Source organism: Citrobacter sp. Cpo091 (assembly GCF_030332645.1).
Lineage (GTDB): Bacteria > Pseudomonadota > Gammaproteobacteria > Enterobacterales > Enterobacteriaceae > Citrobacter > Citrobacter portucalensis.
This window is the reverse complement of record NZ_JAOWHL010000028.1, coordinates 266,072-280,819: the sequence shown is the minus strand read 5'-3', so window position 1 is coordinate 280,819 and position 14,748 is coordinate 266,072. Positions and strand designations below refer to the sequence as shown.

Below are 14,748 nucleotides of genomic sequence, written 5' to 3'. Positions count from 1 at the left end.
AGCCATTTTTATAACAAGCTTATTGCTTACGCGTTCAGCAGTTGCTCAGCCGTTGCCTTCACGCTTGCCAGCAGGACTTTAACATCCTCCAGACATACCGTCGGATTGAGCAGCGTTAGCTTCAGGCAGGTGACACCATCTGCTTCGGTCACGCCGACGTTGGCGCGACCTGAAGCCAGAAGAACGTCGCCAATACGCTGGTTCAGCAGCGCGACAAACGCCATATCGTCACTTTGCGGGCGGAAGCGGAACAGCACGCTTGCCAGCTGCGGCTCCATCACCAGTTCAAGATGCGGCTGGGTTTTGACAAACTCAGCAACATCACGCGCCAGCGTCACACCGTTATCAATGATCTCGGCATACTGCTTTTTGCCCAGCGCTTCGAGGCCCATCCACAGCTTCAGCGCATCGAAACGACGCGTGGTCTGCAGCGACTTCGATACCAGGTTTGGTACGCCAGCCTCTTCATCGAAATCAGAGTTCAGGTACGCCGCCTGGTAACGCATCAGCTCGTAGTGGCGCGCATCTTTTAACAGGAACGCACCGCAACTGATGGTCTGGAAGAACTGCTTGTGGAAATCCAGCGTCACGGAATCTGCCAGTTCAAGGCCGTTCAGGAAGTCACGGTACTTATCAGAAAGCAGTAACGCCCCTCCCCATGCCGCATCCACGTGCATCCAGATCTGATGTTCTGCAGCCAGCGCTGCAATATCCGCTAACGGATCGATTGCGCCCGCATCGGTAGTACCGGCAGTGGCGACGATTGCCATCACCTGCTCACCGTTGGCTTTCGCCTGGGCCAGCTTGTCTTTCAGGTCAGCCAGATCCATGCGTGAAAACGCATCGGTCTTCACCTGGGTGACGGAACGGTAGCCCAGCCCCATCAGCGCCATGTTCTTCTGCACGGAGAAGTGCGCGCTTTCAGAGCAGAACACTTTGATTTTACTCAGATCACCGGTCAGACCATCCTGCTGAATGGAGTGCCCCTGGCGAGCGAAGAAAGCATCACGCGCCAGCATCAGGCCCATCAGGTTACTCTGCGTACCGCCGCTGGTGAATACGCCCGCATCGCCTGCCGGGTATCCAACCTGCTCACGCAACCACTCGATCAGCTTGATCTCAATGATGGTGGCCGACGGGCTCTGGTCCCAGGAGTCCATACTCTGGTTGGTGGCGTTGATCAGCACTTCCGCCGCCTGGCTAATCACCAGGCTCGGGCAGTGCAGATGCGCCACGCACTGCGCATGGTGAACCAACAAGCTGTCTTTGAGAAAGTATTCAACCGCACGCTCAATAGCGGCCTGGTTGCCCAGGCCCTGAGACGTAAAATTCAGGTTGATACGTTCACGCAGTTGCTCAACGGTTTTACCCTGATACATCTCAGGCTGCTTCAACCATTCAACGACCGCTTGCGTACTCTGCTCGATAGCGTCCTGATAAGCTGCAATGCTTTGCGCCGAGCCGGACAGAATCGGGTTTACGTCTGACATTCGATCCAACTCCGTTTAAACCGGCTTCACGCCAGCGCCCAGCAGGGCGTTTTCGAATTTATCGAGGAAGATTTCCAGCTCAGCGTTGGTGATCAGCAGTGACGGCAGCAGGCGCAGCACGCATCCGTTGCGGCCACCACGCTCCAGAATCAGCCCATTTTCGAAGCATTTTTTCTGCAGCAACGCGGACAGCTCGCCATCGGCCGGGTAGCAGCCCATGTGATCCTGCGCTTCGTTCGGCTTCACGATTTCCAGGCCGATCATCAGCCCCAAACCGCGCACCTGGCCGATAACCGGGTAGCGTTTCTGCAGGTCAGCCAGTTTGCCTTTCAGCCACTCGCCCTGGGCAGCAACTTTATCGGCAATCTTGTCGTCTTTGAGGATCTTCAGCGTTGTCAGACCGGTCGCCATCGCCAACTGGTTGCCGCGGAAAGTACCAGTGTGGTGGCCCGGAGCCCACGCATCGAACTGCTTTTTAATGCCCAGCACCGCCAGTGGCAGACCGCCACCAACCGCTTTGGACATCACGATGATATCTGGCTCAATACCGGCGTGTTCGAAGGCGAACAGTTTACCGGTACGTGCAAAGCCCGCCTGAACTTCATCGATGATCAGCAGAATGCCGTGCTCCTGCGTCACTTTACGAATGCGCTGCAGCCACTCGACCGGAGCCGGATTCACGCCACCTTCACCCTGCACCGCTTCGAGGATCACGGCTGCCGGTTTACGCACGCCGCTTTCAACGTCGTTGATCAGGTTTTCGAAGTAGTAGGTTAATGCTTTAACGCCAGCGTCGCCGCCGATACCCAGCGGACAACGGTATTGATGCGGATACGGCATAAACTGCACTTCCGCCATCATGTTGCTGACCGCTTCTTTCGGCGACAGGTTGCCGGTCACGGACAGCGCACCGTGGGTCATCCCGTGGTAGCCACCGGAGAAACTGATGATGCTGGAACGGCCGGTGACTTTCTTCGCCAGCTTCAGTGCCGCTTCAACAGCATCTGCGCCGGACGGACCGGTGAACTGCAGACAATATTCTTTGCCCTGACCCGGTAATAAAGAAAGTAAATATGATGAGAATTCATCTTTTAACGGCGTGGTAAGGTCAAGCGTATGTAACGGTAAGCCGCTTGTGATGACACTTTGAATGCTCTGCAGCACTTCAGGATGGTTATGACCAAGCGCCAGGGTTCCGGCACCTGCCAGGCAATCAAGATATTGATTATTTTCTACATCAGTAATCCAGACGCCCTGCGCTTTAGCGATCGCTAATGGCAGTTTACGTGGATAGCTGCGGACATTAGATTCAAACTCAGCCTGTCTTGCTAAAAAGGTATCATTGCTCTGTGGTAATGAATTAGCACTTAAAGTATCAATACGGACTTTATCCGTCATCATATCACTCCTACAACCAGGTGTAGATTAACGCCTGATTGAATAAATGGTTATAAGGATTACCTGTAAAAAAGCGCGGCTAATATATGTTGTTTTAGCTTAGGACTCAATCATTTATTTTTCGGCATTGAAAATAACAACTTTCCCCTTTAAATTCAAAGCGTAACAACTACTTACCATTACTAAATCCTAAAGAAATATATCTATTTAATTAACAATGTTGCAGCTAATTGCAACGCAGACAATCTAATAAAAACCATGGAATTTTCGTGTTTTTATTATTTTTTTACACGTTTTTACCATTAATGATGCTCGCGATATCTTGTGATGCCATGATTTTTCACTTATTTGTCGATAAATCGAATAAAAAAGTCGATCCCTAAATATAAATCACTTAGTATGGCGCGCTTATTTGCAGGCTATGTAGATAAAATTAATGCGCAGCACCCGATAACGCGTACAGGCGACACGCGTTATCGACAACAGGTATTCCCTGGGTTGTCAGCAGAAATGTTCGCGGGCGGACATTTCGTAAGGCGAACTTCGTTCCCTTATGCCGAGAATGAAAATTTTCTAGCCATACTTTTATGGCGCCCTGATATGAGATTGTTATGACTCGCATTTATCCACCATCCGTCGTTGCCAAATTTGGCGGCACCAGCGTCGCTGATTTTGATGCGATGAACCGCAGCGCCAGCATTGTCCTTGCTGATCAAGATGTCCGTTTAGTCGTTTTGTCTGCTTCAGCAGGCGTGACAAACTTACTGGTTGAGCTTTCTGAAGGTCTGGAAACACATCAACAATTAGATAAGATTGAGACTTTACGCGCCATCCAATACAACATTATTTCCCGCCTGAAGCAGCCGTCCGTTATCAGCACGGAAATCGATAATCTTCTAAACAATATACGTCGACTTGCACAAACGGCGATGGTTTCGCCGTCTGATGCGTTAAGCGATGAGTTAGTCAGCCATGGCGAGCTGATGTCCTCGCTACTGTTTACTGAAGTCTTACGTGAACGGCATGCCGAGGCCGGGTGGTTTGACGCCCGCAGCGTGATGCGTACTAACTCGAACTTCGGCTGTGCCGAACCTGAGCTTGGCACACTGCACCACCAGGTGGAGATTCACCTGCGCCCTCGTCTTGAGCAAGCGATTATGGTGACTCAGGGATTTATCGGGCGTGATGCCGCAGGGCACACCACAACGCTTGGACGCGGCGGTAGTGATTACACGGCTACGCTTCTCGGTGAGGCGCTTCACGCCACACGCGTTGACATCTGGACCGACGTCGCAGGGATCTACACCACCGACCCACGCATTGCGCCGCGGGCCAAACGAATCGACCATATATCATTTTCCGAGGCCAGCGATATGGCCGCCTACGGTGCGAAGGTCCTCCACCCGGCGACACTGCTCCCGGCAATGCGTAAAAGCATTCCGGTCTTTGTTGGCTCAAGTAAGGATACTGCCGCCGGAGGTACGCTGGTGCACAACACCACCGATAATCCACCTCGCTATCGTGCGCTCGCCGTGCGTCGTAAACAGACGCTGTTGCGGTTACACAGCCTGGAGGCGCAACCTTCCTGTTCTTTCCTGGCGCAGTCCTTCGCCATTTTAGCTCGCCATGCGGTCACGGTGGATTTGGTTACAACCTCAGAGAATAGTATTGCGCTGGCGCTGGACGCCACTCATGCAACCTCAGGTGAAGACCATGTGCTGACCACCGCATTGTTTACCGCCTTGTCCTCCCACTGTCGTGTGGAAGTGGAAACCGGGCTGGCGCTGGTCACTTTGGTGGGGAATCAACTCACACAGGCTGCGGGAGTTTGCAAAGACGTTTTTGCCTGGCTTGAAGAGCATACGGTACGAATGATTTGCCATGGGGCGTCAAACGACAACCTGAGTATCCTGTTGCCGGCTGACAATGCAGACAGCGCGATCAAAGCGTTACATTATCGGTTATTCGAATAACGCTTCTTTGTAGTATGCCACCAAAGGTAGAAGTCGTTTAATCCAGTACTGACGAACAAGCAGAGCCCTGGTTTTTAAACCAGGACTTTGTGTTCAAACAACTGCACTCCGAGTTGGGAGAGCTATTTAGTTATGCCGATGATTGGTATCACCGCGACGGCAGCGTTTGTCATAGTGGCGCACCCACCAGTAACGATCGCTGATTTGTTCGTGCCCCCCCACTCTGGCACCGGCCAACCAGAGGACTCCACCAACAAAAATACTGAGCACGGCACCATGTGCGAAAAACTGTGGCAGATTAAATTGCGGCAGTTGGTTTAAAATAGAGTAACCAACACCACCCACCATCACCACCAACCCTAAAGCCATGAGCACGTTACCGAGTAACGAAGCGTTTTTGCGTTTCATGTGTCACCTCCGGAACTTTGGGTTGTTACAGGGAATACCCCTAATCCTTATGTGTAAAGTATAGACAACACTGCCGTTCGCAAGTGCGGGAGCGATCACAATTACAAACACTCATGCAACAAAACTTTACAAATAAGCCACTGAACACACTCATTTTCTAATAGTCCATTTGTGCAATTATTCAGCTTTTGGCGATAAGCACGCAGTTTTTTGTCAACAGCAGCGTCAGACAGTAAACTACACGTCGTTTATCGAAACACTCAGGACAAAACACGTGGCGATTAAATTGATTGTCGGCCTGGCGAACCCCGGCGCAGAGTATGCGGCAACGCGACACAATGCAGGCGCATGGTATGTCGATCTGCTGGCAGAAAGATTACGCGCTCCCCTGCGCGATGAGCCGAAATTCTTCGGCTACACCTCCAGAGTTACGCTTGAAGGTGAAGACGTCCGTCTGCTGGTGCCAACCACATTTATGAATCTGAGCGGCAAGGCTGTCGGTGCGATGGCCAGTTTTTATCGTATTAACCCCGATGAAATTTTGGTCGCACACGATGAGTTAGACCTGCCCCCTGGCGTGGCCAAATTTAAGCTTGGCGGCGGTCATGGCGGACATAATGGCCTGAAAGACATCATTAGCAAGTTAGGTAATAACCCCAACTTTCATCGTTTACGCGTTGGAATTGGCCATCCGGGCGATAAAAACAAAGTTGTCGGATTTGTTTTAGGCAAACCGCCTGTTTCAGAACAGAAGTTAATTGATGAAGCAATTGACGAAGCGGCACGTTGTACCGAGATATTGTTCAAAGACGGCCTGACCAAAGCGACGAGCCGGTTACACACCTTTAAAGCGCAATAAGCAGCGATGTGCGGCATTTTTCTCGCGTGCTGTGTATAATAGGCAAAGTTATTTACATTTCTACAATCTGTTTTCCATAACAGGTTGAATATCAAAAGATTAAGGTGATTTAAACATGGGATTCAAATGCGGTATCGTCGGTTTGCCAAACGTAGGCAAATCCACCCTGTTCAACGCGCTCACAAAAGCGGGTATTGAAGCGGCAAACTTCCCGTTCTGTACTATCGAGCCGAACACCGGTGTTGTCCCGATGCCCGATCCGCGTCTGGATCAGCTGGCCGAAATCGTCAAACCGCAGCGTATCCTGCCAACAACGATGGAATTCGTCGACATCGCCGGTCTGGTAAAAGGCGCGTCCAAAGGTGAAGGTCTGGGTAACCAATTCCTGACCAACATCCGTGAAACCGAAGCTATCGGCCACGTGGTGCGTTGCTTTGAAAACGACAACATCATCCACGTTAATAACAAAGTGGATCCGGCTGATGACATTGAAGTTATCAATACCGAGCTGGCGTTGTCCGACCTCGACACCTGTGAGCGCGCTATCCATCGCGTGCAGAAGAAGGCCAAAGGCGGCGACAAAGACGCTAAAGCAGAACTGGCTGCGCTGGAAAAATGCCTGCCACAGCTGGAAAACGCTGGCATGCTGCGCGCGCTGAAAACGCTGACTGACGAAGACAAAGCGGCCATCAAATACCTGAGCTTCCTGACGCTGAAGCCAACAATGTACATCGCCAACGTCAACGAAGACGGTTTTGAAAATAACCCGTACCTCGATAAAGTGCGCGAAATCGCGGCTGCCGAAGGTTCTGTTGTGGTTGCCGTTTGCGCAGCCGTTGAAGCTGACATCGCAGAACTCGATGATGCTGACCGTGAAGAATTCATGGCTGAAATGGGTCTGGAAGAGCCGGGCCTGAACCGCGTTATCCGTGCTGGCTACGAATTGCTGAACCTGCAGACCTACTTCACTGCTGGCGTGAAAGAAGTCCGTGCATGGACCATTCCTGTCGGTGCCACGGCTCCGCAGGCAGCCGGTAAAATCCATACCGACTTCGAGAAAGGCTTTATCCGCGCACAAACCATCGCGTTTGAAGATTTCATCACCTATAAAGGTGAGCAAGGTGCGAAAGAAGCTGGGAAAATGCGTGCCGAAGGTAAGGACTATATCGTCAAAGATGGCGATATCATGAACTTCCTGTTCAACGTCTAAATAAAATTTGTTATCTCATGAGGTTGCAACGAATCTCATGAAAATCACAAAACCTATAAAATCCACGCAATTGCGTGGATTTTTCATTTCATAATGTCTCAACTTATTGAACAGGCCCCGTCGTGAGGAAAGAATTTGTCTACGAGCGTGGGGTCAGTCCAACCAGCAGGATTGCCAGGCAAACCACTGGTTGCCTGGCAAAAAGGTCAGGAGACGATTATCAGAAGTTCCATTTCGCGCCGATCATTGCCGCACTGTCATTATAGCCTTTATCACCCACCTGCACGCCGACATTGCCCCACAGGTTGAAACGTGGGCTGACCTGCCCTTCGACACCCACTTTCACCTCACCTAGGTTTTTCGTTCCGGCCTGGCTGACGTTAACGCCGTCCATCCGGGTGCTGAAATCACGGGTATTGTGCAGCCAATTAACTTCGGCAAACGGCTGGAACTCACGCGCTTTACCGTTATCGAGCTGGCTGTGGCCTTTGATCCAGGTTTTCACACCAAGACGCGTTTGCACATTACCGTCACCGCTGCTGGTGATGCGGGTGCCGTTGCTTTCACGGTGATCGTCGGCTTTCACGCCCATCCACACGGCCTGTGCCTGCGGCTGGATATACCATTCGTTGGTCGAACCTTCACGCGTCTGGTATTCCCCCATTTTCCAGGTGTAGCCGGTTTCCACCGAGGCGTTCACCCCTTTCGATTTATAGGATTCGCCCTGCAGACCTTCACCCTTCACGCTGTTGTTAAACCAGTTGTACTGTGCCCAGGTATCGACATACAGCCCGCTGTGCGTCTCGTCGTTGGCATACCAGGTTGAGTAAACCCCGGCGGAATAGCCGTTCACAGACCCTTTCGAACCATACTGCGTACGTGACGTGTGGGTATTGCTGTGGTCGTTGCCGTAACCGGCCATCAGACCAAGATGCCAGCGGTCAAGACCACTCTGGCTCCACTGCGCCACATCACCGCCCAGTTGAACGGCGTAACGGTTGCTCTGCGTTTTGAGCTGCCCGCTGCCATCACGCCAGTTGTTGTGGCCGCCCACGTGACGCATCCACATGCTGGTGACTTTTTGCTCGCCGGTTAACGCGTCGATGAACTGTGTTTCACCCAGGCGATCGTGCAGACGGGTCACAAACAGGGTGTTAGCCGCCGCCAGGTTTGCGGTGTAGCTGCCGCCTTCCGGACGCAGATCCGGCGTTTCTTTATCACCCGGATCCGTGCCCGGGTCCGTTTTGCTGCTGTTCAGATACCAGTTACTGCTGTTTTCACCGGTACCGCGGTTCAGGGTGTAGTCATACGCCCCGGCAACAATACGGCCTTTCTGGGTGAAATCACCGTCGGACGCCCCCTCAACGGTAATAACTTCAATACCGTTGATGGTCGCCGCCCCTTTGCCCCCGGCGTTTGTCACCGTGACATACGTGTTGCCGGAGGTATCGCCTTCCACCACCAGCTTATCGGTGACGGATTTATCGTCGCCGAGCGCGGTGTTAAGCGAAAGCAGCCCGTCGTTACCCGCATAGTTACCCTTAATCACCAGCTGGTTTCCGGCCTGCTTCCCGGAAACCCCGGTAGCCATCGTGCCGCTGTTAGTGACGTTTCCACCCACCGTAAAGGTGTGAGTGCCTGTGCTTTCAGCGGTGCCAACCTGAAGCAGACCGGCGTTGTCGATATCACCCGTCACGCCGCCGAACCCGGATAATTTCCCCTGATCTGCGATAGTGACCTGCGTGCTGCTCAGCACCACTGAAGCGCTCTCGCTGCCCAGTTGCAGTCCGCCCTGCTCAATGTGTGTGCTACCGGTCCACGCGGCATTGTCGCCCACGGTGATGGTGCCGCTGCCGAGTTTGGTGACACTGCCTGCGCCGGTAATGCTGTTGTTCAGCTCCCAGCTACTGGCGCTGTTGAGCACCAGGGAACCGGCGTTTTTCACCGCCGCATCGCCCAGATGTTCAGCCACGGACGCGGTAAGCTGCGATCCACCATCAATGTCAAAGGTTCCGGTAAACTCGCTGTTGTTACCGGCCAGCACCACATCGCTGTCGGTCAGTTCGACACTGCCGTTATCGCTGATGGCGTTGTACAGCACGCCTGCGGCATTACTTAACGCCAGCGTACCGGCCGCCACGATGTCACCAGTACCGAGGCCCAGTGTAGAGTTCAGCAACGCCGTGGCCCCTTCGGCAATCGTGGTTTTCGCGGTCATAGTGCTGTTTTCACCCGTGACAGTCAGCGTTCCTCCGTTCAGGTTGAGCGCGCCGCTACCTGTTAAGGTGCCGTTCGCCTCACCGCCATCCGCAATCGTCAGGCTGCCACCATGGATATTCAGCAAAGAATCGACAGCGGCCGTCAGTTTACCGACCGTCTGGCTGTAGCCGTTCATATCAAAACCAGTGTCAGATGCCAGACGCAGTTCGCTGGTCTGCCCCAGCACGTCGTTGTTATTCATCAGCAGGTTGCCGCTACGCACATCGGTGATGCCGGTGTAGTCGTTATCCATATTGGAAAGTGACACGGTCTGGCCTTTGGCGCTGTCGAATGCCAGGTCGCCGGTGCCAGTGACGCGGGCGCTGAGGTCAGCGGCATTACCTGTTTTATCGTTGGCATCCAGCACCAGCGCGTTACTGCCGGACGCTAGCAGTTCAACCTGCGTCAGCCCGTAGCTGATATACAACCCGTCGTCGTTTTCTCCACCGGTCAGGCGGTAGTCATAAGTGCCTTTGGCCACCACTTCATCATTCTGCTCGATGTCGGCCACCACGCCATCGCTGATGACGTTGCCGTCTTTGTCGGTTAACGTCAGGTTGCCCGCGCCACCCTGCACAGCGGAGTCAGAGGTGGCCAGTTTGATCAACTCCTGTGCGTCGTCCTGCTCAAGCAGGGAGAGCGTCGTATCCGCCTGTGGACGATCATTGCTGACGCTGCCGGTATCCACCTGAACGGTCCCGCGACCACTCAGATCCATTTCACCCGCATGGATCGTACCATCCGCTTGCGTTTTGCCCGGTGTAACACCGTCGAAGCTCACCGTGCCGCCGTTAAACGCCAGCCCACCGATATTCTGTTCGCCCTTGCCGACATGCGTGAGGCTGCCTTCACCCGCGCTCAGCGTCGCTTTAGCCAGGGCCTGAGTATTTAACCCGGCCAGTTCAAAGGTGCTGTTTTGCAGCGCAAGCGTGCCCTGGAAACCGTCTGCGGCATTGTTGGCGGTAAAATCAAACGCCTTGCCGGACGCATCCACAGACACGGTCCCGGTTCCCGAGAGGTGGCTGTTGAACGCCATATCGCCGGTCGCGTTCAGTTGCAGCGTACTGTTCGTATCAATGCTGTAACCCGTATTCGCTGCATCATCTTTTGCGTCACCCAGGACGAAGTCGACGTTATTGACGGTAAACACGGAGTTGCTGGTCAGATCGATATGCTCCATGCCGGTAATGGCGTCGGCACTGTTCAGAGTGTACTGTGCGTTCTGCAACCGGAGCGTGTCTTCACCTTCTCCACCATTCAGGCTGGTGAAGAGCGAGGTTTCCGTCGCCTTGATGTCTTTCAGCAAGAAGAGATCGCTGCCGTTACCGGTGGTGATATCCGTTGCCGTACTGCCGGACTCCAGCGTGATGGTGTTGTCACCACTCAGTAAATTCACCATCCCAGTGATGCTGGCTTCCGCGGCATTGGTAAAGGCAATACCCTTACCTTTGACGATTTCCAACGCTTTTTGCGAAGCATCCAGCGCGCGGATCACCCCTTTATTAAGGAAACTTTCCAGTGAGCCGTTATCTGCATCGACCACCGCATGCGAGGTGGAAACCGACGTCAGCTCGCCCGACTGTTCAATATTTTTCGTGGTCCCGCCGACGACCAGCGCTTCTGCACCATCGCGGTCCAGCACGTTCACGCTGGCACCGGTTTTCAGGTCTGCGGACGAATTGGTGACGATCCCTTTGCCGCTCGCCTGCTGGACGTTGATGACCAGGTCGCGCGAATCGGACATATCCAGAGTCTGATTGGTTTGCGAACCATCAATGTTTTCAAACAGGATACCTGTGCCGCTGCCAGTGACGTTGATGGTGCCAGAGTTGATCCGATCCATGGAAGCCCCGGTATGCACACCAACGCCGTTTCCGACGGTAATGTGGGTCTCTTTGAGTTGAATACCGGCAAGGTTGGCCTGGTTTTCAATGGCGTTACCGCTGCCGCCCGCGGCCATCGTGATGGTTGCGCCATCAACGACCAGCCCTTTCGCCCCGCTTGCCAACAGAATGGCGTGCGCCGTGCCGTCAGCGGTAGTTTGCCCTTCACCGGTCAGGTTAAGCGTTGCGTCGCTCCCGACCAGATACGCCGCGGTGCCATCGGTGGCAGAAACTGTCGCGATATTGTTCACCACGGAATCTGCGCCCTGAATATTGACCGCCACGCCATTCACCTGAATATCGCCGTCATTGTTCAGCGTACCGCCGGAAATCAGCACCCCGGTACTGTCAGGCTGATCAAAGTCAATGGTACCTTTGTGATTTAGCGTACCGCCATTGCGGGCGATATAGCCGAAAGCACCGTCAGCGGTGTTGGCCGTTTCAAGGGTGGCATAGCTGGTTAATACCGACTCACCTTTTTTGGCTTCTACGACTTCGCCGTCCAGGGCATAGTAGTTTCCGTCAACAACGCCCGCCGTTGTGCCCTTACCGGCGACTTTAACAATATCGGCATCCGCCGTGATTGTCCCCGTCGCGCCGCCTTCAATGCGAACACCAGTTGAGCCTTCGCCTATAATGCTTAACGCCAGCTTGCCGGAGTTAAAACTGCTGCCTGCGTCCGTCGTAAGGATAATGGTGGAGTTATCACCCGTTGCATTCATTTGTGACATATTGGTGTTGGAGCCATCAAACGCAGCGCCGCCATCGACGCGATAAAGCGTCGAATCTGTCGTCGAAACCGTCTGATTACTCGTGGAATTATCGATAATTGACGCTCCAGAACCGTAGATGTAATACCCTGTCTGGTGACTCCCGTCATTGAAAGTGACCGTTCCGTTATCCACCAGGGTGATAGTGCCTTTATCACGCGCCTGCACACCGATGGCATAATCGCCATTGAGATTGACTTCGCCTGATACTACCGCGAGGGCATCCTCACCGCTTGCCCGGATACCGTAGTTAGCGTAATGCGTACCCTCATCAACACCGGAGTTGACGTTAATGACACCAGCGTGCGTGATTTTCCCACCGGCTTCCACATCAATACCGATACTGTTTTGCCCGTTCTGATTGATAATGCCTTTGTTCACGACCCGGTTTTCACTGGTACCTGATTTTACGTTGAGCCCCACGTTGGCAATCGAGGATTCGCCAGGCAGTTCGCCATTGATCTCTATCGTGCCATTTTGATTCAACGTCGCGGTATTTTTAACAACGATGGCTGTTGCGTTCGTTGTCTGAGAACCTATTACGATTTTTGAGGCCGCATCTCCGTTATACGTCGCACTGCCTGATAACAGAACACCGATGGAGTCTCCCGAAATACGAAGGTCGTTAGTCGCATCCGAACCCTCACGTTGAGCCTCCCGGCCAATGTACAACATGCCGTTATGGTTGAATGTTGATTGCTGGCCGGCCTCAACACCTGTTGTGACCGGTGTGCCAGTGGTACTCGTCTGCGCTGTTGATGCGACATTGATCGTGCCATCATTTGTCAGCACCGCAGACGAAGAGAGTAGGACACCTTTATTACTGTATTGAGAAGAGCTCGTTGCCAGGTTAATCACGCCAGCGGCATTGTTATTAACAGTGGATGTGCCGTTTGCCAGGATAGCCGTGTGCTGGCCTGCTGCGACTAATGCTGCGCTCGAACCCAATTTTTCAGCCATGTCAGGGTTAGTCCCTGCATCAACAACCCCGTTGTTCTCAAATACAGAACCACTGTGAACGGCGACGACATAGGCCCCACGAAGCGTATTGTTATTCGACCCTAGTGTGCCCTCATTGATTAAGGTTGCACCATTTTCCAGGTTAACCAGCGATGCATCAGACCAAAAAAGTTGCAGATTAGCGTCTTTATCAATGTTAATAACGGCATCTTTGCCGGTTCCGTGGATGTAGGAGACGGTATCACGATTAACCGTTCCTCTAACTGCATCATCAGACGCAATCCCATCCTCATTCGCATAAATAGGGATAGACCCGGTAGTTCGCGCCAAATTCAGTTCAGCGTTGTACTCTGCACTGGTCATTGAGAGCTCACCTTTTTCAATCGCTGCGATTAACGCAGCGTTGTAAGCTTTAAACTCCTCCACATTTGTCACATTTTGTGGCCCAAGTTTGCTGGTGAACTCACCTGTAAATTCGTCAATCACTGGGTACGCAATAGCCGTGCCACCACTGTGATTGTTGTAATCATTACCTAACTGGGCTATTGTTTTAGAATGGTAATTAAGCTCTGCTTTGTCACCAGACTCACTGGAAACATTAAAAACTGATGCTTTATTTATGCTACTCGTATTTGAACTTTTGAAAACAGCGCTAAATAAGTTTTCCCTATCATTAATCCAGTTGACATCCTGACTTCCAACATTGACATCAAGAGTGGCTCCACTATTAACGTTGTATAGATTACGATCTATATACTGGCCGTTAGCACCCACGGCATTTGAAATCGTAACATTAAAGTCGGCGAGAGAGTTAATGACCATCGCATCATTATCGTAGACCGCTATTGATGTCGTATTCCCGGTAACTGGATCTATAAAGTCAATTACTTTGCTTTGCGAGCCGATGTTAAATATGTTGTTATTCTTAACATACTCACTATTAGTACCTAGAAGACCTTTATCATAAGCCTCACCCAGAGTCATATTGGTGTAACCACTATTACCATACGAAACATTCGAAAAGCTACCTGACAATGTATTATCCCGTCCACTCACTGTTATCTCTATGGCATCTTGTGGGGTCATGGAGTCTACTACATAATCTGTTGCCTGTGATTTCGCTGGAAAAAGTGCAAGCATTAATAAAGCGACAGGTGCCATTCGAAAAACATATGCATTCTGGAATTCTGCGCTGTATTGTTCTTCCGTAATAAGCGAAGAACTGCTTGATTGTACGTTTCCACGTGCCAGTTCGGAAACAACAACGGCACACGAGCGGGCTACGCTCCAGATAACCTTAAATACTTTGTTCATCATCTCACTCGCTTTTAACAGCCCATTTTCTTTCGCGATTACTTCACAGGTGAATTTGGGCCAAAATTATCAGTGCCTGATTTTTAGCTCAGGCGTTTCGTGAGTGATTTTACTTGCCGCCCCTCTTCCAGGGTATATATAATGAATAATGCGTTATTTATAGATACATCATCTATAAAAATAAATCTTTAAAGATTATCGTGCTGAATTTTAAATGGTGTTAC

The 14,748-nt window shown here is 52.1% G+C and carries 7 protein-coding genes; 3 read left to right on the top strand and 4 right to left on the bottom strand.

What is annotated here, in order from left to right:
- Positions 1 to 26: 26 nt before the first annotated feature.
- Positions 27 to 1,490, bottom strand: a complete 1,464-nt coding sequence (locus tag OGY04_RS04825; RefSeq protein ID WP_502872397.1) for a pyridoxal phosphate-dependent decarboxylase family protein — start codon at positions 1,488 to 1,490, stop codon at positions 27 to 29.
- Between the two features lie 15 nt (positions 1,491 to 1,505).
- Complete coding sequence (locus OGY04_RS04820; protein ID WP_008784983.1) at positions 1,506 to 2,891, bottom strand: diaminobutyrate--2-oxoglutarate transaminase; 1,386 nt, start codon at positions 2,889 to 2,891, stop codon at positions 1,506 to 1,508.
- A gap of 608 nt (positions 2,892 to 3,499) precedes the next feature.
- On the opposite strand from OGY04_RS04820, the gene lysC reads away from it, so the two are divergent.
- Positions 3,500 to 4,861, top strand: coding sequence for a lysine-sensitive aspartokinase 3 (gene lysC, locus OGY04_RS04815; RefSeq protein ID WP_286584868.1), 1,362 nt, complete (start codon positions 3,500 to 3,502; stop codon positions 4,859 to 4,861).
- A 126-nt stretch (positions 4,862 to 4,987) separates the two neighbouring features.
- Here lysC and ychH read toward each other — a convergent pair whose 3' ends face one another.
- Positions 4,988 to 5,269, bottom strand: coding sequence for a stress-induced protein YchH (ychH, locus tag OGY04_RS04810; protein ID WP_003833480.1), 282 nt, complete (start codon positions 5,267 to 5,269; stop codon positions 4,988 to 4,990).
- 274 nt (positions 5,270 to 5,543) lie between these two features.
- Here ychH and pth point away from each other — a divergent pair, with 274 nt between their 5' ends.
- On the top strand, positions 5,544 to 6,128 hold the full coding sequence (gene pth, locus OGY04_RS04805; RefSeq protein ID WP_003020814.1) for an aminoacyl-tRNA hydrolase: 585 nt from the start codon (positions 5,544 to 5,546) through the stop codon (positions 6,126 to 6,128).
- 115 nt (positions 6,129 to 6,243) lie between these two features.
- Positions 6,244 to 7,338: a redox-regulated ATPase YchF gene (ychF, locus tag OGY04_RS04800; protein ID WP_003020818.1), complete on the top strand. Its 1,095-nt coding sequence runs from the start codon at positions 6,244 to 6,246 to the stop codon at positions 7,336 to 7,338.
- A gap of 220 nt (positions 7,339 to 7,558) precedes the next feature.
- On the opposite strand, the gene OGY04_RS04795 is transcribed toward ychF, so the two are convergent.
- The gene (locus OGY04_RS04795; protein ID WP_286585156.1) at positions 7,559 to 14,524 is read right to left on the bottom strand and encodes an autotransporter outer membrane beta-barrel domain-containing protein; all 6,966 of its coding nucleotides are present in this window, start codon (positions 14,522 to 14,524) and stop codon (positions 7,559 to 7,561) included.
- Positions 14,525 to 14,748 lie beyond the last annotated feature (224 nt).

Excerpts from the sequence above, each read along its gene's own strand:
- lysC (WP_286584868.1), top strand. The coding sequence starts at position 3,500 with ATGACTCGCATTTATCCACCATCCGTCGTTGCCAAATTTGGCGGCACC.
- OGY04_RS04825 (WP_502872397.1), bottom strand. The coding sequence starts at position 1,490 with ATGTCAGACGTAAACCCGATTCTGTCCGGCTCGGCGCAAAGCATTGCA.
- OGY04_RS04795 (WP_286585156.1), bottom strand. The coding sequence starts at position 14,524 with ATGAACAAAGTATTTAAGGTTATCTGGAGCGTAGCCCGCTCGTGTGCC.
- ychH (WP_003833480.1), bottom strand. The coding sequence starts at position 5,269 with ATGAAACGCAAAAACGCTTCGTTACTCGGTAACGTGCTCATGGCTTTA.
- ychF (WP_003020818.1), top strand. The coding sequence starts at position 6,244 with ATGGGATTCAAATGCGGTATCGTCGGTTTGCCAAACGTAGGCAAATCC.
- OGY04_RS04820 (WP_008784983.1), bottom strand. The coding sequence starts at position 2,891 with ATGATGACGGATAAAGTCCGTATTGATACTTTAAGTGCTAATTCATTA.